Annotated in this window: 21 protein-coding genes; 18 read left to right on the top strand and 3 right to left on the bottom strand. The window is 58.2% G+C overall.

The window, feature by feature from the left end:
• Positions 1–78: 78 nt before the first annotated feature.
• The 4 genes from dinG (at position 79) to pdxH (ending at position 5,028) form a co-directional block, all read left to right on the top strand.
• Complete coding sequence (gene dinG / locus K4O48_RS06225) at positions 79–2,223, top strand: ATP-dependent DNA helicase DinG (RefSeq protein WP_222911193.1); 2,145 nt, start codon at positions 79–81, stop codon at positions 2,221–2,223.
• A gap of 140 nt (positions 2,224–2,363) precedes the next feature.
• Positions 2,364–3,512, top strand: coding sequence for a serine hydrolase domain-containing protein (locus K4O48_RS06230; RefSeq protein WP_222911194.1), 1,149 nt, complete (start codon positions 2,364–2,366; stop codon positions 3,510–3,512).
• Positions 3,513–3,646: 134 nt separating this feature from the next.
• Complete coding sequence (locus K4O48_RS06235; RefSeq protein WP_222911195.1) at positions 3,647–4,276, top strand: OmpA family protein; 630 nt, start codon at positions 3,647–3,649, stop codon at positions 4,274–4,276.
• Positions 4,277–4,380: 104 nt separating this feature from the next.
• Positions 4,381–5,028: a pyridoxamine 5'-phosphate oxidase gene (gene pdxH / locus K4O48_RS06240; protein ID WP_222911196.1), complete on the top strand. Its 648-nt coding sequence runs from the start codon at positions 4,381–4,383 to the stop codon at positions 5,026–5,028.
• A 70-nt stretch (positions 5,029–5,098) separates the two neighbouring features.
• On the opposite strand, the gene K4O48_RS06245 is transcribed toward pdxH, so the two are convergent.
• The gene (locus tag K4O48_RS06245; protein ID WP_222911197.1) at positions 5,099–5,335 is read right to left on the bottom strand and encodes a hypothetical protein; all 237 of its coding nucleotides are present in this window, start codon (positions 5,333–5,335) and stop codon (positions 5,099–5,101) included.
• 182 nt (positions 5,336–5,517) lie between these two features.
• Here K4O48_RS06245 and K4O48_RS06250 point away from each other — a divergent pair, with 182 nt between their 5' ends.
• The 7 genes from K4O48_RS06250 (at position 5,518) to K4O48_RS06280 (ending at position 11,986) form a co-directional block, all read left to right on the top strand.
• Positions 5,518–5,979 carry a hypothetical protein gene (locus K4O48_RS06250; protein WP_392567803.1) on the top strand — a complete coding sequence of 154 codons (462 nt, stop codon included), beginning with the start codon at positions 5,518–5,520 and terminating at the stop codon, positions 5,977–5,979.
• 299 nt (positions 5,980–6,278) lie between these two features.
• Entirely contained in the window at positions 6,279–9,071 is a 2,793-nt protein-coding gene (locus K4O48_RS06255) for a monovalent cation/H+ antiporter subunit A (RefSeq protein ID WP_222911198.1), read from the top strand.
• Positions 9,071–9,400 (top strand): Na+/H+ antiporter subunit C, encoded by a 330-nt coding sequence (locus tag K4O48_RS06260; RefSeq protein WP_222911199.1) that lies wholly within the window; start codon positions 9,071–9,073, stop codon positions 9,398–9,400. The genes K4O48_RS06255 and K4O48_RS06260 overlap by 1 nt, the downstream gene beginning before the upstream one ends.
• The gene (locus K4O48_RS06265; protein ID WP_222911200.1) at positions 9,397–10,896 is read left to right on the top strand and encodes a monovalent cation/H+ antiporter subunit D; all 1,500 of its coding nucleotides are present in this window, start codon (positions 9,397–9,399) and stop codon (positions 10,894–10,896) included. The genes K4O48_RS06260 and K4O48_RS06265 overlap by 4 nt, the downstream gene beginning before the upstream one ends.
• Entirely contained in the window at positions 10,893–11,393 is a 501-nt protein-coding gene (locus tag K4O48_RS06270) for a Na+/H+ antiporter subunit E (protein WP_222911201.1), read from the top strand. The genes K4O48_RS06265 and K4O48_RS06270 overlap by 4 nt, the downstream gene beginning before the upstream one ends.
• Positions 11,378–11,647, top strand: a complete 270-nt coding sequence (locus K4O48_RS06275; protein ID WP_222911202.1) for a K+/H+ antiporter subunit F — start codon at positions 11,378–11,380, stop codon at positions 11,645–11,647. The genes K4O48_RS06270 and K4O48_RS06275 overlap by 16 nt, the downstream gene beginning before the upstream one ends.
• A 9-nt stretch (positions 11,648–11,656) precedes the next feature.
• Positions 11,657–11,986, top strand: coding sequence for a Na+/H+ antiporter subunit G (locus K4O48_RS06280; protein WP_222911203.1), 330 nt, complete (start codon positions 11,657–11,659; stop codon positions 11,984–11,986).
• Positions 11,987–12,026: 40 nt separating this feature from the next.
• Here the strand turns inward: K4O48_RS06280 and K4O48_RS06285 are convergent, their stop codons facing one another.
• The gene (locus K4O48_RS06285; RefSeq protein ID WP_222911204.1) at positions 12,027–14,729 is read right to left on the bottom strand and encodes a [protein-PII] uridylyltransferase; all 2,703 of its coding nucleotides are present in this window, start codon (positions 14,727–14,729) and stop codon (positions 12,027–12,029) included.
• A gap of 42 nt (positions 14,730–14,771) precedes the next feature.
• Positions 14,772–15,554, bottom strand: coding sequence for a type I methionyl aminopeptidase (gene map / locus K4O48_RS06290; protein ID WP_222911205.1), 783 nt, complete (start codon positions 15,552–15,554; stop codon positions 14,772–14,774).
• 313 nt (positions 15,555–15,867) lie between these two features.
• Between map and rpsB the strand changes: the two genes are divergently transcribed.
• From rpsB to ispC, 7 genes are all read left to right on the top strand, one after another.
• Positions 15,868–16,608, top strand: coding sequence for a 30S ribosomal protein S2 (rpsB, locus tag K4O48_RS06295; protein WP_222911206.1), 741 nt, complete (start codon positions 15,868–15,870; stop codon positions 16,606–16,608).
• 125 nt (positions 16,609–16,733) lie between these two features.
• Entirely contained in the window at positions 16,734–17,603 is an 870-nt protein-coding gene (gene tsf, locus K4O48_RS06300) for a translation elongation factor Ts (RefSeq protein ID WP_222911207.1), read from the top strand.
• A 194-nt stretch (positions 17,604–17,797) separates the two neighbouring features.
• Complete coding sequence (gene pyrH, locus K4O48_RS06305; RefSeq protein WP_019342381.1) at positions 17,798–18,541, top strand: UMP kinase; 744 nt, start codon at positions 17,798–17,800, stop codon at positions 18,539–18,541.
• The gene (gene frr, locus K4O48_RS06310) at positions 18,538–19,095 is read left to right on the top strand and encodes a ribosome recycling factor (RefSeq protein WP_222911208.1); all 558 of its coding nucleotides are present in this window, start codon (positions 18,538–18,540) and stop codon (positions 19,093–19,095) included. The genes pyrH and frr overlap by 4 nt, the downstream gene beginning before the upstream one ends.
• Positions 19,096–19,253: 158 nt before the next feature.
• The gene (uppS, locus tag K4O48_RS06315) at positions 19,254–20,015 is read left to right on the top strand and encodes a polyprenyl diphosphate synthase (protein WP_222911209.1); all 762 of its coding nucleotides are present in this window, start codon (positions 19,254–19,256) and stop codon (positions 20,013–20,015) included.
• Positions 20,009–20,824: a phosphatidate cytidylyltransferase gene (locus K4O48_RS06320; RefSeq protein ID WP_222911210.1), complete on the top strand. Its 816-nt coding sequence runs from the start codon at positions 20,009–20,011 to the stop codon at positions 20,822–20,824. Before uppS ends, K4O48_RS06320 begins: the two co-directional genes overlap by 7 nt.
• On the top strand, positions 20,818–22,011 hold the full coding sequence (gene ispC, locus K4O48_RS06325) for a 1-deoxy-D-xylulose-5-phosphate reductoisomerase (RefSeq protein ID WP_409518925.1): 1,194 nt from the start codon (positions 20,818–20,820) through the stop codon (positions 22,009–22,011). Before K4O48_RS06320 ends, ispC begins: the two co-directional genes overlap by 7 nt.
• The last annotated feature ends 7 nt before the right edge of the window (positions 22,012–22,018 follow it).

Genomic DNA, 22,018 nt, shown 5'->3' on the forward strand with positions numbered 1-22,018 from the left:
TCCGGTGGCGATTGGGGAAACGCGCGCTATCATAGCCACCCACTTGAAATACTGAAAATATATACAGCTTTCGCGCCCATGCTCAGCACCGAACTCAAGTCCCAGATTCAGGGCGCCTACTCTCGATTTCTCGAAGCCAAAAGCTTGAAGCCCCGCTATGGTCAACGTCTGATGATTGCCGAAGTGGCAAAGGTCCTGGGCGCGATCAAGGCTGACGACGAGGGCAGGCGAGACGGCGAGCCAGCGGTCGTTGCGGTCGAAGCAGGAACGGGCACAGGTAAGACAGTTGCTTACAGTATTGCAGCCATTCCTACTGCCAAGGCTGCGGGGAAGCGCCTAGTGATCGCAACGGCAACCGTCGCGTTGCAGGAGCAGATCGTGCACAAGGACCTGCCTGACCTTATGCGCAACAGTGGCCTGAATTTCTCATTCGCGCTGGCTAAGGGCCGCGGTCGCTACCTGTGCCTGTCCAAGCTCGATGTACTGCTACAGGAAGGCCAAGCGCAAAGCGCCACCGCTCAGCTGTTCGAGGAAGAAGGTTTTCGCATCGATGTCGACGAGCGTAGCGAGAAACTGTTCGGCAGCATGATCGAGAAACTTGCCGGGAACCGTTGGGATGGTGACCGTGACAGCTGGCCAGAAGAACTCGCTGACCCCGACTGGGCTCGCCTGACCACCGACCACAGCCAATGCACGGGGCGGCACTGTCCAAACTTTCAGCAGTGTGCGTTCTACAAAGCGCGTGAGGGCATGACCAAGGTCGATGTCATTGTCACTAACCACGACATGGTACTCGCCGACCTTGCGTTGGGCGGTGGCGCGGTTCTGCCAGATCCACGCGACACGCTCTATGTCTTCGATGAAGGCCATCATTTGCCGGACAAGGCCATCGGTCATTTCGCACATTTCACGCGTCTGCGCTCGACGGCCGAGTGGCTGGCACAGGTCGAAAAGAACCTTACCAAATTGCTGGCGCAACATCCCTTACCGGGCGACCTGGGTCGGTTGATCGAGGCCGTCCCGGAGATCGCTCGGGATCTGCGCAGCCAGCAGCAATTCATGTTCAGCGCGTGCGAGCAGGTCGCTGATTTCAGACCCGGCGAAGACATGGAAGGTCGCGAGCGCCCACGGCACCGTTTTGTCGGTGGCGTAGTGCCTGAGCATCTGATCGAACTTGGCGTCGAGCTGAAGAAGGGCTTCGCCAAGTTGAACGACCTGTTCACCCGATTGACCGAACTGTTGAAAGAAGCGATGGATGGCGAGGCGGGTATTGGTATCGCCAGTCATCAGGCAGAAGAATGGTATCCGCTATTTGGCAGCCTGCTGACCCGAGCGCAGGGTAATTGGGAGCTATGGACGGCTTTTACTGTCGATGACCCCGAGGACAGTCCACCGATGGCGCGTTGGCTGACGCTGGCTGAAGGGGGCGCACTGTTTGATATCGAGGTCAACGCCAGCCCTATCCTGGCCGCCGAGACGCTGCGACGCAATCTTTGGAATGTCTGCTACGGCGCCCTGGTTACCTCCGCGACGCTCACCGCCCTCAACAGTTTCGACCGCTATCGAATGCGTGCTGGGCTCCCGCGCTGCGCCGTCACGGCCGTGGTGCCTAGCCCGTTTCATCATGCCGATGCTGGCGTGCTACGGGTGCCTGATCTCAAGGCCGATCCGCGCGATGCGGTCGCGCATACGGCTGCAATCGTGCGCGACCTTCCGGCGTTGGTCGAAGCCTCGCGCGGAACGTTGGTGTTGTTTTCATCGCGTAAACAGATGCAGGACGTATTCGACGGGCTCGAGCGTGAGTGGCGTAAGCGAGTGCTGATTCAGGGCAACCTGTCCAAGCAGGAAACGCTTAACAAGCACAAGGCTCGCGTGGATGACGGCGAGAAAAGCGTGCTGTTCGGGCTTGCCAGCTTCGCCGAGGGTGTGGATCTGCCTGGGGCCTACTGCGAACATGTGGTGATCGCCAAGATTCCCTTCGCGGTACCCGACGACCCGGTCGAGGCGGCATTGGCCGAGTGGATCGAGACGCGCGGCGGTAATCCCTTCATGGAAATTGCTGTACCTGATGCGTCGTTGCGCCTGGTTCAGGCCTGTGGCCGACTGCTGCGTACTGAAGAGGATCGAGGCACCATCACGTTGCTGGACCGCCGAGTCGTCACTCAGCGCTACGGAAAGGCCATTCTCAACGCACTGCCTCCCTTTCGCCGCGAGATAGGCTGAGTGCTAGGCGGCGCACCGAGACGGCCAATGCAGCACCATTCAAACCGCTGATGGTCCGGTTATCGCTGTCGGGTCTGTTCCCATGAAACAGTGCGGCTGAAACAATGGATCAATTCTTATTCGGTCAAAGGGGCGCGAGCGTGCAGATCCAAGGGTATTTCGATCTTCGTTTCGAGGCGGTCAGAGACGCCTTCAGTGATCTGTTCGAGCAGTCTCAGCAGCGTGGCGCTGCGGTTTGCGTAAAGGTCGGTGGCGAAACCGTTATCGACCTCTGGGCCGGTGTGGCCGACAACGCGGGCGAGCAAGCCTGGCAAAGCGATACCCTGGTCAATCTGTTCTCCTGCACCAAGACCTTCGCTGCCGTGGCGGCCCTTCAACTGGTAGGTGAAGGCAAGCTGCAGCTGGACGAGCCGGTCGCGCGGGTGTGGCCGGAATTCGCCGCCAACGGCAAACAGGACATTACCCTCCGCCACGTGCTCAGTCATCAGGCCGGGCTCCCCGCGATCCGGGAGCTGCTTCCGCCTGAGGCGCTATATGACTGGAACGTGATGACTGCCGCATTGGCCGCCGAGGCCCCGTGGTGGACCCCAGGAGACGGGCATGGGTATGCCGCCATTACCTATGGGTGGTTAGTTGGTGAGCTGATCCGTCGCGCTGATAACCGTGAGCCGGGCGAAGCGATCGTGGCACGTACCGCCCGGCCATTGGGGCTGGATTTCCATATCGGCCTGGCCGACGCTGAGTTCGATCGGGTCGGGTACCTGACTCGACAGAAGAATAACTTTGGAGATGCGGCTGCCCAGCGGGTGTTCAGAGCGTTAATGGAAGATCCGAAGTCGCTAACGGCACGCGCGTTTACGAATCCGCCGTCGATCATGAACAGCGCAAACAAGCCGGAATGGCGTCGGATGTCGCAGCCGGCTGCGAACGGCCATGGAAACGCGCGCGCGTTGGCTGGGTTTTATGATGGGTTGATGCGGGGGGCGCTGCTCGATCAGCAACTGCTCAACGAAATGACGCGGGAGCATTGCATCGGTGAAGACCGTACGCTGCTGACGCGAACCCGTTTAGCGTTGGGCTGCTGGCTGGATCAACCAGCGGTGGAAAATGCCACCTTTGGTATGGGCCCCGGTGCTTTTGGTCATCCAGGTGCGGGCGGCTGCATCGGTTTCGCCGATCCGCAGCACGAGGTGGCGTTCGGTTACGTCACCAATACGCTTGGTCCTTATGTTCTGATGGATCCACGTGCTCAGGCTTTGGCCCGTGCGGTTAAAGCCTGTCTGGCATAAACCGCTCGTCTGTTCGCATTGGATTGACTTTTCATAACAATGACCTGCGTCCACAATTTGAGGCGAATCCTTGCTTAAGCTGCGTTTTCATCTCGCGCGGTCGTATTCGTCAACATCATCACGGAACCTGGCTCATGAACCTGCTGAAAAGCGCCTCTCTCATTCTCTGCGTGGTCATCGCTGGCTGTAGTTCTAAAGGCGACAAACCGACCGAGGTGGCGGTCGCGCCGGGTCCGGTGATCGATCATGCCTGGCTGGACGGTTATGAGCCGCGGTTGCGCGATGCGTTAAAAGACAGCCGCTTCGAGCTTGAACGTCGTGAAGGCGTGCTGGTGGTTACTGCACCGGTCGATGCATCCTTTAACCCAGACCGTCCCGGTATGCTATTGCCTGTCACGCTTGGCCCGATCAGCCGGGTGGCGAAGTTGGTCGAGGGTGATGACAAGACTGCAGTGGTCGTACTTGGTCACGCCGACAGCACCGGTTCGGCCGAACTCAACCGCGACATCAGCCGCAAGCGCGCCGGCGCCATCGCGGCAATTTTCCGTCTCAGCGGCTTGAAACACGACCGGTTGCGCATTCGCGGGCTGGGCTCGGATATGCCGCGCGCTTCAAACGAGCATGAAGAAGGCCGGGCGCTGAATCGTCGCGTGGAGATGGTCCTGGCGCCTCAGCCCACCCTGCTGGCACTGATCGCCCAGTACAGCGAAGCGCCGGCTAAAGTGACCCAAGTGGCTGCGGCTGAGGTCAGTAAGGCCAAATAGAGAGGCCCGCTTGGCGTAACGTGTCGTTGGGGTTTGCGCTGAGTCAAGCGAGGCTTGGCAGCAAACCGTTAAGCTGCGCTTCGACTGTTCCACGGAGATCTGTAATGACCCAGACCTTGGCCGACATGCGCCGCGACTACACCCGTGATGGCCTCAGCGAAGCGAATGCCCCAAGTGAGCCCCTCTCACTCTTTCGCCAGTGGTTCGGTGATGCAATACAGACCGAGCAACCGCCGGTAGAACCAAACGCCATGACGCTTGCGACAGTAGATGCAGACGGTCGACCACACTGTCGCGTGTTGTTGCTCAAGGCGTTGGATGACCGCGGTTTCACCTTCTTCACCAATTACGACAGTGCCAAGGCGGAGCAGCTCGGCGTGCGCCCGTTTGCTGCGATGACGTTCTTTTGGCCAAGCCTGGAACGACAGGTGCGAATTGAGGGGCGGATCGAAAAGGTCAGCGCTGCCGAGTCAGATGCTTATTATCAGGTGCGTCCGCTGGGCAGCCGCCTGGGTGCTTGGGCTTCACCTCAGAGCCAGGTGATTCGCGATCGCGCCGAGCTCGAACGACTACTTGCCGAAACGGAACAGCGCTTTCTGGACCAGGCACCTCATTGTCCGCCTCACTGGGGTGGCTACCGCTTGGTTCCGGATCGGATAGAGTTTTGGCAGGGGCGGCCGAGCCGGCTGCACGATCGGCTCAACTACCGGAGTGTTGCCAGTGACTGGCAACGAGAACGTCTCGCGCCCTGATCCCGGGCGCTTCATACCGATTGGGCTCCGAACAAGGTCGTAAGCTGGAACGCCTGCGACTGACCTCGCTTTATTCTGCGCTGTACTGCTCGAGTTCCCGCTCTAGCCAAATCTGCAGCTCTTTCCGCTTAACGCGCGCATGCTTTGCTGCTGCGAGCCGTCGCAATACCCATTCCCGCTTCTTCGGATCGTCACCTGCCAGCGATAACGCCAGGTCTCGATCCGCCCAGCGTCTGAAACGAATGAATAGCCAGGCGTGAAATACCAGCCCGGCGAGCGTAACGACAGTGATGATGAAGTAGTCCATGAGTAGTCTCGTGAAACAGCTCGGGCGTGCGCCATGCATGCGAGGCGGGATCGCGTGGGGTAAAGTGCTGTCTTAATTGACACGAATGCTGAGCCAGGTCGAGGCGGCTGCCAAGCGTCTCTTCGCCGCAGGCACCTGCTCAACGCGGTCGGGGATAATTCTGTTTCCCAGGAGAGTACATCATGCGCAACTCCCTTTTCGTTGCTTCATTTACCGCCATGGCTTTGGCCGTAGGAGGCTGTACATCCAACCTCACTGGGGATTCCTATTCCCGCGACGAAGCTCGAACTGTTCAGACCGTACGTTACGGAACCATTGAGTCGCTGCGGCCGGTCAAGCTCGAAGGCACTAAAACACCTATCGGCGGTGGGGCTGGTGCAGTTGTCGGCGGCATCGCTGGTAGCGGTGTGGGTGGCGGCCGGGGCAGTGCCGTGGCCGCTGTGATCGGCGCCGTGGCGGGTGGCTTGCTGGGCGCAGCGGCCGAGGAGGGGATTACCCGCGCACAGGGGGTTGAAATTACCGTCCGCGAAGACGACGGAAACATGCGTGCCTATGTGCAAGAGGTCGAACCCAATCAGGTCTTCCGCGTGGGTCAGCGCGTGCGCATCATGACCGTCAACGGCACCAGTCGTATTGCGCCTTGAGGGGGAGCGCGCCAAGCATTAAGCGGGAGCGGCATGCAACGCTATTCCGCTGTGTTGGGCGATCCGGCTGTAACAACATTAGTGCCTCAGTTGCAGTACAGGAGTCGCTTTAGGCGTAGTCCGATACCGTTCGTTACGGTCATTGGCTGCGCCTATTGTTTTTCGAAATATATGAGTTCATGACGTTATTGCGATCGGCATGGATAATCGGCCCACGCTGCCGGGCCTATCTGGGCTGAAAACGGTCGTCCAAGGGATATAACCGCTGTGTGCATGCACGGCTAAAGGGGTTTTTGCTCATGGCGCTTGCGCTGATAATCGCTCTGCCATTGTTAGGGATCTGCCTGCCACTGTTGTTCGAACGTTTTGGCAGATCTGCCTGTGCATTCGGTGCCGGGTTGGCGCCATTGCTGGCGCTGGCATTGCTGTTATCCAAACGCGACATCGTATTTGGCGGCGAAACGGAAGTGATCACGATGCCTTGGCTCCCGGAGCTGGGGTTGAACTTAAGCCTGAGGCTCGATGGCCTGGGCTATCTCTTCGCGTTGTTGATACTTGGCATTGGCCTGTTGGTCATCCTCTATGCCCGCTATTACCTGTCGAAAAGCGAGCCGATGGGGCGTTTCTTCAGCTTTTTCCTGCTGTTCATGGGCGCCATGCTCGGCGTGGTACTGGCCGAAAATCTTCTACTGATGCTGATGTTCTGGGAGCTGACCAGTCTCTCGTCGTTCTTGCTGATCGGTTTCTGGAACCATCGTTCCGATGCGCGGCAGGGCGCCAGGATGGCCTTGGTCATAACGGGCGGCGGAGGACTCGCACTGCTGGCGGGGATACTGTTGATCGGCCATATCGTAGGCAGCTATGAGCTGAGTGTCGTCCTCGCGTCAGGCGATTTGATCCGCGCGAATGCCCTGTATCCATTGACGCTGATCCTGGTTCTGCTCGGCGTTTTCACCAAATCGGCACAGTTTCCGTTTCACTTCTGGTTGCCGCAGGCGATGGCGGCCCCCACGCCGGTATCAGCCTTTCTGCATTCCGCGACCATGGTGAAAGCCGGCGTGTTCTTGCTGGCGCGCTTATATCCCGCGCTGTCAGATTCGGAATGGTGGTTCTACTTAGTCAGCCTGACAGGGCTGGCGACCTTGCTGATCGGTGCGGTAATGGCGCTGTTTCAGCATGATCTGAAGGGGTTGCTCGCCTATTCGACCATCAGTCACCTAGGCCTGATCACGCTGTTATTCGGGCTCGATTCTCGTCTAGGGCCGGTCGCTGCGATATTCCACATCATCAATCACGCGACGTTCAAAGCGTCGTTGTTCATGGCGGCCGGGATCATTGATCACGAGACGGGGACGCGTGACATGCGGCGCGTCAATGGCATGCTCAAGTACATGCCTCATACCGCTGCGCTGGCGATGGTCGCGTCGCTGGCAATGGCTGGGGTCCCGCTGCTCAACGGCTTCTTGAGCAAGGAGATGTTTTTCGCTGAGACGCTCGATCAGCACCTGCTGGGTAGCTTTTATTGGACGATTCCAGCCTTAGCCACACTGGCGAGCGCCTTCTCGGTCGCCTATTCGCTTCGATTTGTGCATGACGTTTTCTTCAATGGCGAACCCATTGACTTGCCAAAATATCCGCCGCATGAGCCGGCGCGTTACATGAAGATTCCCGTCGAAATTCTGGTCCTGCTCTGTTTGCTGGTTGGCATGCTGCCCGCGTACACCGTCGCCCCGCTATTAGCTGCGGCAGTTGCCGGTAGCCTTGGTGGTGATGTTCCCGAATACAGCCTGGCGATCTGGCATGGCTTCAACCTGCCACTGGCGATGAGTTTCGTAGCACTCGGCGGCGGCCTGCTGATTTACGGCATGCGCAAATGGGCGTTTCGTTGGTATGAAGGACTGCCGCGGGTTGACTCTCTACAGGTTTTTGGCAGCGTCGTCAGTGGGATAGCTGGCACCGCCCGTTGGGTGACCGAGCGGATGGAGAACGGCTCGTTGCAGCGTTATCTGGCGCTGATGTTGTTCAGTTCGCTGGTCGTCGTGGTGTATGCGTTGACCCCCTTGCAATCGCTGCGCGGGACGGTGCCGCTGACGCCGATGGACAGCATTACCGTGTTAGGGCTGGGCATTCTCGGACTGGCCTCGGTGATGACGGTTATCTTCCACCGCAGGCGGCTCATGGCACTTATGGTCTTGAGCGTGGTGGGGTTGATGGTTTCCCTGGCGTTCGCCCGTTATTCAGCGCCTGACCTGGCATTGACTCAGATCTCGGTGGAGGTGGTAACCATCATCCTGCTGATCCTGGCGTTGTTCTTTATGCCTGACCGGACCCCGGTTGAGTCGAGCAGCCTGCGCAGCTTCCGTGATCTGATCCTCGCTGGTGCCTTTGGCACTATGATCGCTCTGCTCGCCTATGCCGTGTTAACGCGTCCTTACGACAGCATCTCCTCGTTCTTCCTCGAAAACAGCTTGCCTGGCGGCGGCGGCACCAACGTCGTCAATGTGATTCTGGTGGACTTTCGCGGTTTCGATACGCTCGGGGAAATCGCTGTGCTGGCCATTGCTGCCGTGGGCATCTATGGGCTGTTGCAAGGGCTGCATCTGCCCCATCCGATTCGTGATTATGGTGGCCGACTCTGGTCGACCGACCGGCACCCGATGGTGCTGGACACGCTTTCGCGCGTATTGCTGCCGATGGCGTTGCTTGTTTCGGTATTCATCTTCCTGCGTGGGCACAACCTCCCGGGTGGGGGCTTCATTGCCGGTCTGATAACCGCGGTTGCGCTGATTTTGCAGTACATCTCGCATGGCGTTGTATGGGCTCAGCAGCGCCAGCCATTCAGTTATCACAGCGTGGCGGGGCTCGGTGTGTTGATCGCCGGGTTGACCGGGCTCGGAAGCTGGCTCTTCGGCCGGCCATTCCTGACCTCGGCGTTTGGACATTTCCACCTTCCGTTGATCGGTGATTTCGAGTTGGCTACAGCGATGCTGTTTGATCTCGGTGTGTATTTGGCCGTGGTCGGCGCGACATTGCTGATCCTTTCCAATCTCGGTCACGTCAGTCAGGACGAGTCATGCAAGGAGGTGCTTTGATGGAGATTGTCATCGCGGTCACGCTCGGCGTGATGATGGCCAGCGGCGTGTATCTTCTTTTACGTGCGCGCATTTTCCCGGTGGTGATGGGGCTGACCCTGATTTCCTATGCAGTAAACCTGTTCATCTTCGCGATGGGCCGTCTTGCTACGGGGATCCCGGCGATTATTGGTAAGAGCGCTGAGTATGGTGATCCGCTGCCACAGGCCTTGGTGCTGACGGCCATCGTTATTGGCTTCGCGATGACGGCGTTCGTCGTGGTGCTGGCGCTTCGCGGTTTGGGTGAGCTGCGCACTGATCATGTTGACGGACGGGAGCCGCGCGAATGAACCACGCGATGATCGTTCCCATCCTGCTGCCGTTGCTGACCGGCTGCATTCTCCTGCTGGCCCATCGGCGGGCCGCCTCGTTCAAGCGCGTGTTATCGGTACTGGCCACGTGGATGCTTGTTCCGCTAGCGATATGGTTGCTGATACAGGCGGATACCGGGGCGCTCGCTGTCTATCGCCTTGGCGATTGGCTACCGCCTTTCGGCATCATGCTTTTGCTCGACCGGTTGAGCGCACTGATGCTGCTGCTCACCGCCGTCCTTGGGGGCTTCTGCGTCCTCTATGCTGTCCGAGGAGACGACGAGCGCGGTCCGAACTTCCATGCGCTGTTCCAGTTTCAGCTGGCCGGCATCAACGGTGCGTTTTTGACCGGGGATTTGTTCAACCTCTTCGTGTTCTTCGAAATCCTGCTGATTTCCTCCTACGCGCTGTTGCTGCATGGTCACGGTGCGAAGCGGGTTCTGGCCGGTATTCATTACGTGGTGCTGAACCTGCTCGGCTCGTCGCTGTTCCTGATCGGCGTGAGCATGCTCTATGGCCTCACCGGCACACTGAATATGGCGGATCTGGCCTCACGGGTGAGTGCGGCTGATCCAGCCGATGCGCCGTTGTTGGCGGCGGCGGGTTACTTATTACTCGTCGTGTTCGCCCTGAAGGCAGCCATCCTGCCGCTGTATTTCTGGCTACCGCGAGCCTACGCCTCGGCGACGGCCCCGGTGGCTGCACTGTTCGCGATCATGACCAAACTAGGGCTCTACGCCATCGTCAGGGTTTTTACCCTGATCTTTGGGAGCGAGGCGGGGGTCTTGAGCAACATGGTGCTCGACTGGTTATGGCCGTTGTCGATGCTGACCCTGGCTGGTGGTGTGCTGGGCGCGTTGGCGGCTCGGAACCTGCAAATTCTGTTGGCCTACCTGGTGGTGGTCTCGGTGGGGACCTTGCTGGCGGGTATCGCCTTGGGAACCGTGTCTGGGCTTGGCGCGGCGCTTTATTATCTTGTGCACAGTACGCTGGTGTCTGGCGCGTTGTTCCTGTTGGCAGACATCATCGCCCGCCAGCGAGGTGACACGGCGTCAGAACTGGTATCGGCACCCGCGTTGAAGCAGCCGTTGATGCTTGGAGCCCTGTTTTTCGCCGGCGCGATCTCGATTGCGGGTCTTCCTCCTTTTTCTGGTTTTCTCGGCAAGGTAATGCTCCTGAGGGCTGTCTCTCTTGGTATTGATGCCTCAGTCCTCTGGCCGGTGGTGTTGATCGGCGGACTGGGGATGGTGATCGCGCTAAGTCGGGCCGGAAGCATGGTGTTCTGGCGTCCGAGCGAGGCGGTCAGCGTTGGCCGGCCAGCAGACACCATGCGTGTCGGTGCTACCCTCGGTTTGTTGCTGGGCAGCGTGCTGCTGGTGGTCGCCGCGCAGCCGATTCAGGCCTATATGCAAGCGACCGCCGCTCAGCTATTCGAACTCACGCCTTACTTGCAGATCATCGGGGGTGGCCAATGAAATCCCGATTGCTGCCCAGCCCGATGCTGTCGCTTGTTCTCGCGGTGCTTTGGTTGTTGCTGAACAACACCGTTGGCTTCGGACACATAGTGCTCGGGCTGTTGCTGGGCTGGGTGATTCCGATATTGGTGCAGGGATTTCTCATCGATCTACCGGCGGTTCGACAGCCCCTGAAGCTCTGCCTGTTCGGCCTCAAGGTGCTTTACGACATCGTCATCGCCAACGTACATGTGGCAAAACTCGTCATTGGGCCACGGGAGCGTTTGCAGCCGGCATTTATCGAGATACCGATGGCCATCGAGCATCCCTTCGTGCTGGCAGTGCTGACCAATATCATCTCGCTCACACCGGGAACCGTATCGGCTTCGTTACGACCAGATCACAAGGTGCTGCTGATTCACGCGCTGGATGCGCCCGATATCGACGCCTTGGTCGCCGAAGTGAAAACCCGTTACGAAACGCCATTGCTGGAGATATTCGTATGCTCGCCTATGTGATTCCGATATGCATGGGAGTCCTCGGGCTCGCGGCGATCTTGACCGTGGTGCGCTTGGTTCAGGGGCCGGACATGCCCGATCGCGTGTTGGCACTCGACACCTTGTATATCAACGCGCTCGCATTGATCGTGCTGTTCGGTATCTGGTTGGCCTCCGATCTGTTTTTTGAGGCTGCCTTGCTGATTGCGGTTATGGGCTTCGTCAGCACCGTCGCGGTGGCAAAACACCTGTTGCATGGCGAGATCATCGACTGAGGAGTCTGCATGCCTTTCTGGATCGAACTGCTGGTGAGTATCTTTTTGATAATCGGCAGCGCTTTTGCGCTGGTAGGCGCGATTGGTTTGTATCGCCTGCCGGATTTCTTCACGCGCTTACACGGGCCGACCAAAGCGACCACGCTCGGGGTGGGCGGCATCGTGGTCGCGTCGATGATCTTTTTCAGCAACCAAGGTGACGGCCTCAGCGTCCATGAAATATTGATTACGCTGTTCCTGTTTCTGACCGCGCCGGTCAGTGCCCACGTGCTGGCCAAGGCCGCTATGCAGCAGAAATTGCCATTCGCGGCGAGAACGCGTGGCAAGCCCTGGGATTGAGTGCCGGCGCTCCTTGCCGCTCGGTTTGAATCGAAGCGCCCTAGATCACGAAGCTGCTTGGAGAGGGCTGGTGCTCGTTTTCCTGAGAAAGCTGCTTGATAAGCGCCTGCTGCAGCCGGATGCACAATTGCGGGTCGGATAACGGCTCATTGTCCGCGTTCGTTACAAAGAACACGTCTTCCACACGCTCGCCAAGCGTCGCAATCTTCGCGTTCTGTACAGACAGATCAAAATCCAGAAACAGCTGCCCTATACGCGCCAATAGACCGGGGCGATCGGGTGCTATGACCTCGATGATTGTCTGTGGTCGCTGCATGTCGTTGTGGATGGTGACCTGCGGCGGAAAGGCGAAATGTTTGAGCTGGCGAGGCACGCGTTTCTGAATAATCGTCAGGTAGTCGTCCGGGTTGCGTAGCGCATCGATCAGGCCTTGTCGGATCTCTTCGGTGCGCTCGGGATCGTTGCCAATCGGAGTACCATCCGCATCGAGCACGATGTAGGTGTCCAGCGTGAACTGACTGCTCGACGTGATGATGCGGGCGTCGTGAATGTTCAGATTGAGCTGGTCCATAGCAGCCACAGTCACCGCGAAGAAATCGTGCTGATCAGGCGCATAGATAAAAATCTGTGTGCCACCTTCGAACTCGCGCTGGGTGGTTTCCTTGATCAACACCAACGGCCCCCCATCGCTCGGATGCTCGATGATGGCGTCCGTATGCCAAGCGACGTCAGCGGAACTATGGCGCATGAAATAGTCGTCGCCCAGCTGCGACCACAGCTGTTCGGCGTCGTCTGGGTCGGTGCCGTTGCGTACCAGGTTGTCGAGGGCGGCGCGCTGGGTTTGGCGGATCTGCTCCTCGCGTCCGAGCGGGTTCTCGAGGCCTCGCTTGAGCGCCCGCTTGGTTTCGGTATACAGCTGACGCAGTAGGCTGGCGCGCCAGGAATTCCACAGGGTTGGGTTGGTTGCGTTTATATCCGCTACCGTCAGCACGTATAGATAGTCAAGATGGGTCTCATCACCGACCAACTGGGCAAAGTCGTTGATGACTTGTGGATCCGACAAATCCTTGCGCTGGGCCGTGGTTGACATCACCAAGTGATTCTCCACCAGCCAGACCACGAGTCGCGTATCCCACGCGGGGAGCTTGTGGCGCAGGCAGAAATCCTGCGCGTCCACGGCGCCCAATTCAGAGTGATCCCCGCCACGGCCCTTGGCGATATCGTGATAGAGACCGGCAATGTAGATCAGCTCGGGTTTGGGGAGAAGTTCGACCAGTTTGCTGGCCAGTGGATACTTCTCAGCCACGCCGGGTTTGCTCAGTTTGCGAAGGTACTTGATGACGTTGAGCGTATGGGCATCGACGGTATAGATGTGGAAGAGGTCATGCTGCATCTGCCCCACGATATGGCCGAACTCGGGGAGATAGCGCCCGAGGATGCCATAGCGATTCATGCGCCGAAGATTGCGATGAATACCTTCCTTGCACTTGAACAGCTCAATGAAAAGACTGGTGTTGCGAATGTCGCTGCGAAACTCATCATCGATTAGATGGCGATGATCGCGCAGCAGTCGGATGGTCTCGGCTCGTACACCCCTGATTTCCGGGCGTTGCGCAAGCAGTACGAAGATTTCCATTATCGCGAAAGGTCTGCGCCGGAATACCGAGTCGTCGGCCACCTCGAGATAACCGTCGCGCACGCGGAAGCGGCTGTTGAGCGGAACGGCATCACCGCTGTCGCCTTCCCAAAGAATGACCTCTGCGAAATGCTGGCCGACAAGATCGCTAAGCTCGGAAATGCTCATGACCACACGGTAGTACTTCTGCATGAAGCGTTCGATCGCCAGCTTTGCGTCGCTGTCTTCATAGCCGAGGAGGGCGGCGAGGCTGCGTTGATGGTCGAACAGCAGGCGATCTTCTGCGCGCCCCGCCAGCATGTGTAGCCCGTAGCGCACGCGCCAGATGAACGCCTGGCTGGAGATCAGCAGCGAATATTCGCCCTCGGTCAGAAAGCCCTGATCAACGATCGCGCTCAGGTTGAGGCTGCCCAGCTGGCGCCGTGCTATCCAGAGGATCGTCTGGATATCGCGCAGACCGCCAGGTGAGCCTTTGACGTTCGGTTCGAGGTTGTATTCGGTGTTGTTGTATTTCGAATGACGTGCGGCTTGTTCATTGCGCTTGGCAAGAAAGAACTCCTTGCTCGGCCACATTTCCGATGGGCTGGTCACCTTCAACATGTTCTGACGAAGGCGCTCAGGGCCAGCGATCGTGCGGCTTTCCATCAGGTTGGTGATGACCGTCAGGTCCGCGCGCGCCTCCTCAGCGCATTCCTGAACAGAACGTACGCTCTGTCCAACTTCGAGCCCAATATCCCAGAGGAGCGTCAGAAAACCTTCGATAGAATGACGGAATTCCTCATGATCACTGCCATCGAGCAGGATCAGCAGGTCGATATCAGAATAGGGATGGAGCTCGCCACGGCCATAGCCACCAACTGCAACGAGTGCGATCTCGGCCTCACTGGTCCAGTCAAATCGCGCCCAGGCAGCGCGTAGAATCTGATCGACGAACCAGGCGCGATCTTCGATCAGGCGGCGAATGTCATGGCCTGCCAAGAACCGCGCGTCGAGCACCTCCCTCGCTTTCCGAATGACTTTTTTGAAGGCAGCAATGGGGCTGGCCTTGAGCGCAAGTTCGGCCTGGAACTGACTGCGGTCGAACAGTTCGGGGTCAACTCGAGGCATGTCGCCTCCCTCCTTCAGGACGCTCATGGTTGGGTCAGCTGATCATGGTGATGTGCGGGGGATGGTGTCATCGCTGCGCAGGGTAAAGATTTCGTACCCATCAGCGGTGACTACAATTGTGTGCTCCCACTGGGCGGACAGCTTGCGGTCTTTGGTAATGGCGGTCCAGCCGTCGCCGAGCAAGCGAGTCTCCGAACGGCCCTGATTGATCATTGGCTCAATGGTGAACGTCATGCCTTCCTTCAGCTCCAGCCCGGTTCCCGCTCGGCCGTAGTGGAGCACCTGCGGCTCTTCATGAAACACCTTTCCGATCCCGTGTCCACAGTATTCACGAACGACAGAAAAGCCGTTTTTCTCAGCGTGCTTCTGAATCACCTCACCAATATCGCCAAGCCGGGTTCCGGGGCGGACGATCTCGATGCCTTTATAGAGGCATTCCTGGGTGACCTTGCACAACCGCTCGGCCCATTCTGGCGCTTTGCCGACGAGGAACATGCGGCTGGTGTCGCCGTGGTAGCCATCCTTAATGACAGTAATGTCGATGTTCAGGATGTCGCCTTCTTTCAACGGTTTGTCATTGGGGATGCCATGACACACCACATGATTAATAGACGTACAGATCGACTTCGGGAAGCCCTTGTAGTTAAGCGGTGCGGGTATGGCCTGTTGCACGTTGACGATATGCTCGTGGCAGAGCCGATCGAGTTCGTCGGTGGTTACGCCTGGCTTGATGTGCTCGGCGATCATTTCCAGCACCTCGGCGGCCAGGCGGCCAGCAATGCGCATTTTCTCGATATCTTCGGGTGTCTTGATGGAAACGGTCATGCAATCCTCTTGGCGCCCAGGGGCGCAGGCGGGAATTCGAAAGGTCAAATGATAAACCAAAGCGCCTTTGGCCTGCAGGCGTCCCTGGCGTCGAAGGCAGCACTGATGCTTCGGACTGATTGGGTTGCTGGGTCTGCGGCAGCTACAAGTGCGCTAGCCTCTACGGGATCTTTATGCTATAAAACGCGCCGCTCTGCGAGGACTACCCGCGGAGCCTGACCCCACACACGTGTCGACACGGTATCCTGGGTGCTCGCAAGAGTTGGATATCGGGACGCGTGGAGGCCTAACCCGACTTATCTGAGGAAGTAACATGTCTCAAGTCACCATGCGCGATATGCTGAAGGCCGGTGTGCACTTCGGCCACCAAACCCGTTATTGGAACCCGAAGATGGACAAGTACATCTTCGGCGCGCGCAATAAGATTCACATCATCAACCTTGAAAAGACCATGCCGATGTTCAACGACGCTCTGCGTTTCGTTGAAAAGCTGGCTGCAGGCAAGAACAAGATTCTGTTCGTTGGCACCAAGCGCTCTGCTGGCAAGATCGTTCGCGAAGAGGCCGCTCGTTGCGGTTCGCCGTACGTCGATCATCGCTGGTTGGGCGGCATGCTGACCAACTACAAGACTATCCGTGCCTCGATCAAGCGCCTGCGCGAACTTGAAGTTCAGTCTCAGGACGGTACTTTCGAGAAGCTGACCAAGAAAGAAGCCCTGATGCGCACCCGTGATCTGGAAAAATTGGATCGTAGCCTGGGTGGTATCAAGGATATGGGTGGTCTGCCCGACGCGATGTTCGTCGTAGACGTTGATCATGAGCGTATCGCTATCTCCGAAGCCAACAAGCTGGGCATTCCGGTTATCGGTATCGTCGATACCAACAGCAGCCCGGAAGGCGTCGACTACATCATTCCTGGTAATGATGATGCCATCCGTGCCGTGCAACTGTATCTGGGCTCCATGGCCGATGCTGTACTGCGTGGTCGTCAGAATGGCGCTGGTGGAGCTGACGAGTTCGTCGAAGAAGCTGCCCCTGAGGCTGCTCAAGGCTGAGCCCGGCAATCACATAGCTGTTACCCGTTGAACAGAAAGGGGGCTATGCCCCCTTTTTGCCAATTCCGAATTGATCGCCCGAGGTAAGGGTTTGATCGAACATCGAATCGAGAGGATTTGCGAACATGGCAGAGATCACTGCGGCCCTGGTTAAAGAACTGCGCGAGCGCACTGGCCAAGGCATGATGGATTGCAAAAAAGCACTTACCGCAGCTGGCGGCGACATCGAGAAAGCCATTGATGATATGCGTGCGGCTGGCGCCATCAAGGCAGCCAAGAAAGCAGGCAATATTGCTGCTGAAGGCGCGATTGCGGTCAAGGTTGCCGATGACAACACCCGTGCGGTGATCATTGAAGTCAACTCGCAGACTGACTTCCTGGCCCTGCAGGACGACTTCAAGAATTTTGTCAGCAGCAGTGTCGAGAAAGCCTTTGCTGACAAGCTGAGCGATGCTGCTCCGCTGATCGCTGCTCAGGAGTCTGATCGCGAAGCACTGGTTGCCAAGTGCGGTGAGAACGTTAACATTCGCCGCCTGACCTCCGTCGAGGCGGATCTGGTGGGTTCCTATCTGCACGGCCACCGCATCGGCGTTTTGGTTGCGCTGAAGGGCGGTAACGTCGAGCTGGCCAAGGAAATTGCCATGCATGTCGCCGCCAGCAACCCGCAGTTCCTGGACCCGTCTCAGGTGTCCGAGGAAGCGGTTGCCAAGGAGAAAGAGATTTTCCTCGCGCTGAATGAAGACAAGATCAAGGGCAAGCCTGCCGAAATCGTCGAGAAGATGGTGGCCGGTCGCATCAGCAAGTTCCTCGCTGAAGCCAGTCTGGTCGAGCAGGCCTTCGTCAAAGATCCGGATGTCAAAGTGGGTGATCTGGCGAAGAAAGCCGGTGCTGAAATCGTTTCCTTCGTGCGTTACGAAGTAGGCGAAGGTATCGAGCGTGGAGAGGTCGACTTCGCAGCTGAGGTCGCCGCTCAGGTAGCTGCCACTAAGCAGTAAGTCGCTTCTGCCGTCCTCGAAGAGGCTGCCCGCTTGCGCGTGCGGCCTCTTTGTCGGACTGGGGTGCCGAAAGTTTTTTTTGCCGCGCTATAGTCGCCGCTTGGCACAAACTCATGGCTGCGCTGTCATAGCGCAGATATTTTCTGGCCGTAGCGCCAGCTGGTCATACACATGCCGCAGGAGAGACAACGCCAATGGCTCAGCAGATGAGTGCACGCAATCCTCGCTATAAACGCATTCTGCTCAAATTAAGCGGCGAAGCCTTAATGGGTTCGGAAGATTTCGGCATCGATCCTAAAGTGCTGGATCGTATGGCCTTGGAAGTCGGGCAGCTGGTGGGTATAGGCGTAGAGGTTGGCCTGGTCATTGGGGGTGGCAATCTGTTCCGGGGCGCGGCGCTTTCCGCAGCGGGCATGGATCGCGTGACTGGCGACCATATGGGCATGCTGGCCACGGTCATGAATTCGCTGGCCATGCGCGATGCGTTAGAGCGCTCCAATATTCCTGCATTGGTCATGTCTGCTATTTCCATGGTGGGTGTGACCGATCACTACGACCGTCGCAAAGCGATGCGTCACCTTAAGAGCGGGGAGGTGGTTATCTTCTCTGCTGGCACCGGTAATCCGTTCTTCACCACCGATTCGGCTGCTTGTTTGCGTGCCATCGAGATTCATGCGGACGTCGTGCTCAAGGCCACCAAGGTTGACGGGGTATACACCGCCGATCCGTTCAAGGACCCAAATGCCGAGAAATTCGAACAGCTGACCTATGATGACGTGCTTGATCGCAAGCTGGGCGTCATGGATCTGACCGCCATCTGCCTGTGCCGCGACCACAACATGCCGCTGCGGGTGTTCAACATGAACAAGCCCGGTGCTTTGCTCAATATCGTGCTCGGCGGCGCTGAAGGAACCCTGATCGAGGAACAGAACCAATGATCAACGAGATCAAGCAAGACGCCCAAGAGCGTATGAAGAAGACCTTGGAATCCCTGGGTCATGCATTCGCCAAGATCCGTACCGGCCGAGCCCACCCAAGCATCCTCGATAGCGTGATGGTGTCTTACTACGGTAGTGATACGCCTTTGCGCCAGATAGCCAACGTCATCGCTGAAGATTCACGGACTCTGGCATTGACCGTGTTTGACAAAGGCATGATCCAGGCGGTTGAAAAAGCCATTATGACCTCTGACTTGGGTTTGAATCCGGCAACGGCGGGTACCACCATTCGCGTACCGATGCCGGCGCTAACCGAGGAAACCCGTAAGGGTTTCACGAAGCAGGCACGTGCTGAAGCTGAGAACGCCCGCGTGGCAGTGCGGAACATACGCCGCGATGCCATCGGGCAACTCAAGGATCTGGTGAAGGAAAAGGAAATCAGCGAAGACGAGGAACGCCGCGGACAGGACGACGTTCAAAAGCTGACCGACAAGTACGTTGCGGAGATTGATAAGGCGCTTGAGGGCAAGGAAAGCGACCTGATGGCTGTTTGAGAGTGCTGGACTGGATGTCGTCCGTACTGCTCACGTCGGAGCGCTTCAATCCTGTGTGGAGCGGAGCGCCAGGGGCTAACCCGTCGTATCCCCGGAAATTGCAGCCGGCAATTTCTCCTATTGTTCGCAGCATGATTGAGCGCAGGTAGAGTCGTTTCATGGAAAAGGTCAGGCAGATTGCCGGGCGGAGTGTACCCCGTCACGTCGCAGTCATCATGGATGGCAACAATCGCTGGGCAAAACGGCGGCTCTTGCCGGGCGTCGCTGGGCACAAAGCCGGTGTCGATGCGGTGCGCGCCGTCATAGAGGTGTGCGCTGAGGCGGGTGTCGAGGTGCTGACATTGTTTGCTTTCTCCAGTGAAAACTGGCAGCGGCCGGCCGACGAGGTTGGCGCGTTGATGGAGCTATTTCTGACTGCCCTGCGCCGTGAGGCGCGCAAGCTTAATGAGAATGGAATTAGTCTGCGGATCATCGGGGATCGGTCGCGATTCCATCCCGAGCTGCAGGCGGCGATGCTGGAAGCCGAAGAAATGACAGCTGGGCCTGATCGTTTCGTGCTGCAAGTTGCCGCTAACTACGGCGGGCAGTGGGATATCGTTCAGGCCGCGCAGCGAATGGCGCGCGAAGCCCAGGATGGGCGCCTCAGTCCAGACGAAGTCACGCCGGCACTGTTTCAGCGTTATCTCGCCACGGGTGATATGCCCCCGCCCGATCTCTGTATCCGTACCGGCGGTGAGCGACGTATCAGTAATTTCCTGTTGTGGCAGTTGGCCTACGCAGAACTGTACTTCTCCGACCTGTTCTGGCCGGATTTCAAGCACGATGCCATGCGCGCCGCTTTGGCTGATTTTTCAAAGCGGCAACGCCGTTTTGGAAAAACCGGCGATCAGGTCGAGACTGAGGTTCGTGTCGAATGTTGAAGCAACGCATCATTACAGCCGCGATCTTGCTGCCAGTCGCCCTGATCGGATTTTTTCTCCTCGAAAATCTCGCGTTTGCCGTTTTTATCGGCGTAGTGGTGGTCCTTGGCGCATGGGAATGGGCGCGCCTGGCTGGGGTTGCTGGTCAGGTTGCGCGCGTAGGCTACGCGCTTGTCGTTGCGCTGCTACTTGCCGGTCTGTATCGGTTCCCTGTGTTTACTGCGTGGTTGCTGCCGCTTGGTGTCGTTTGGTGGCTAGCGGCAACGGGTCTGGTGCTCAGTTATCCAAGCAGCCAGCGCCACTGGGGTGGTCGACTCGGTAGCTTGGTGATCGGTCTGCTGGTTTTGCTTCCGGCCTGGCAGGCCTTGGTAGTGCTCAAGCAGTGGCCGCAAGGTAATTGGCTTATTGTGGCCGTCATGGTGCTGGTCTGGGCCGCCGACATCGGTGCCTACTTTTCCGGTAAGGCGCTCGGTCGTCGCAAACTTGCCCCTCAGGTCAGCCCAGGTAAAAGTTGGGAAGGTTTGGTGGGCGGGGTGCTTACCAGTCTGCTGATTACCGCTGGCGTTGGGTTGTATCAGAATTGGTCACCGCGGGAGCTGGTACTGGCATTGCTTGGAGCGGCTCTGGTGGTTTTGATCTCGGTCGTAGGTGATCTTACCGAAAGCATGTTCAAGCGTAGCTCGGGCATCAAGGACAGCAGTCAATTGTTGCCTGGGCACGGCGGGGTGATGGATCGCATCGATAGCCTGACCGCTGCGGTGCCTGTCTTCACAGTTCTCCTTTGGCTCGCTGGTTGGGGGGCATGGTGAGCGGCCTGTTGCAGGCCACGGTGCTTGGTGCGACCGGGTCTATTGGTTTGAGCACGTTGGACGTCATTGCTCGTCATCCGGAACGCTACGAAGTGTTCGCGCTAACAGCGTTCAGTCGTATCGCGGAGTTGCGTATTCTTTGCCGTAAGCACCGTCCCCGCTACGCTGTCGTACCTGATGGTGGCAACGCCCGGGAGTTGCAGAGCCAACTTGACAGCGACGGGATCAGGACCCGGGTCTTGGTGGGCGAGGGTGGGCTGAGCGAGGTTGCAGCCCATCCTGAAGTAGATGTGGTTATGGCTGCGATTGTGGGTGCTGCAGGATTGAGCCCAACGCTGGCGGCCGTCCAAGCCAGCAAGCGGGTATTGCTGGCGAACAAGGAGGCGCTGGTTATGTCCGGCGCGTTGTTCATGCAGGCGTTGCGCGACAGTGACGCCGTACTGCTACCCATTGATAGCGAACACAACGCCATCTTTCAGTGTCTTCCCGGCGGCTATTCAAAGGGGCTGAGTCGTGTTGGGGTGAGACGAATTCTGCTCACTGCCTCCGGTGGGCCATTTCGCCAGATGCCATTGGAGCAGTTGGCTGCGGTGTCCCCTGACCAAGCCTGCGCACACCCGAACTGGTCAATGGGGCGCAAGATATCCGTCGATTCCGCAAGCATGATGAATAAAGGGCTCGAGCTAATTGAGGCGTGCTGGTTGTTCGATGCGCAGCCGGACCAGGTAGAAGTGGTCATTCACCCGCAGAGCGTCATTCATTCTATGGTCGACTACATAGATGGATCGGTGTTGGCGCAGCTGGGCAATCCGGACATGCGCACTCCGATCGCGCATGCCCTGGCTTGGCCAGAGCGAATCGATTCGGGTGTATCGGCGCTCGATTTGTTGCAGACGGGACGCCTCGATTTCGAGGCCCCTGACCACTTGAGATTCCCTTGTCTCCGCATCGCCCGGCAGGCCGCTCAAGATGGCGGGACGGCGCCGGCGATGCTCAATGCCGCCAACGAAGTGGCGGTGGATGCCTTTCTCAAAGGTCGGATTCGCTTCACCGAGATCGCAGGTATCATCGAGGGCGTCCTTAATAAGGAAGCATCGGTTCCGACGCGTTGCCTGGCGGATGTACTTGCTGCCGATGCGCAGGCTCGTAGACTAGCTTCTCGCTGGCTGCACGACCATGATCGCTAGTTAACCG

Source organism: Pseudomonas sp. DNDY-54, from assembly GCF_019880365.1.
Classification (GTDB): Bacteria; Pseudomonadota; Gammaproteobacteria; order Pseudomonadales; family Pseudomonadaceae; genus Stutzerimonas; species Stutzerimonas stutzeri_P.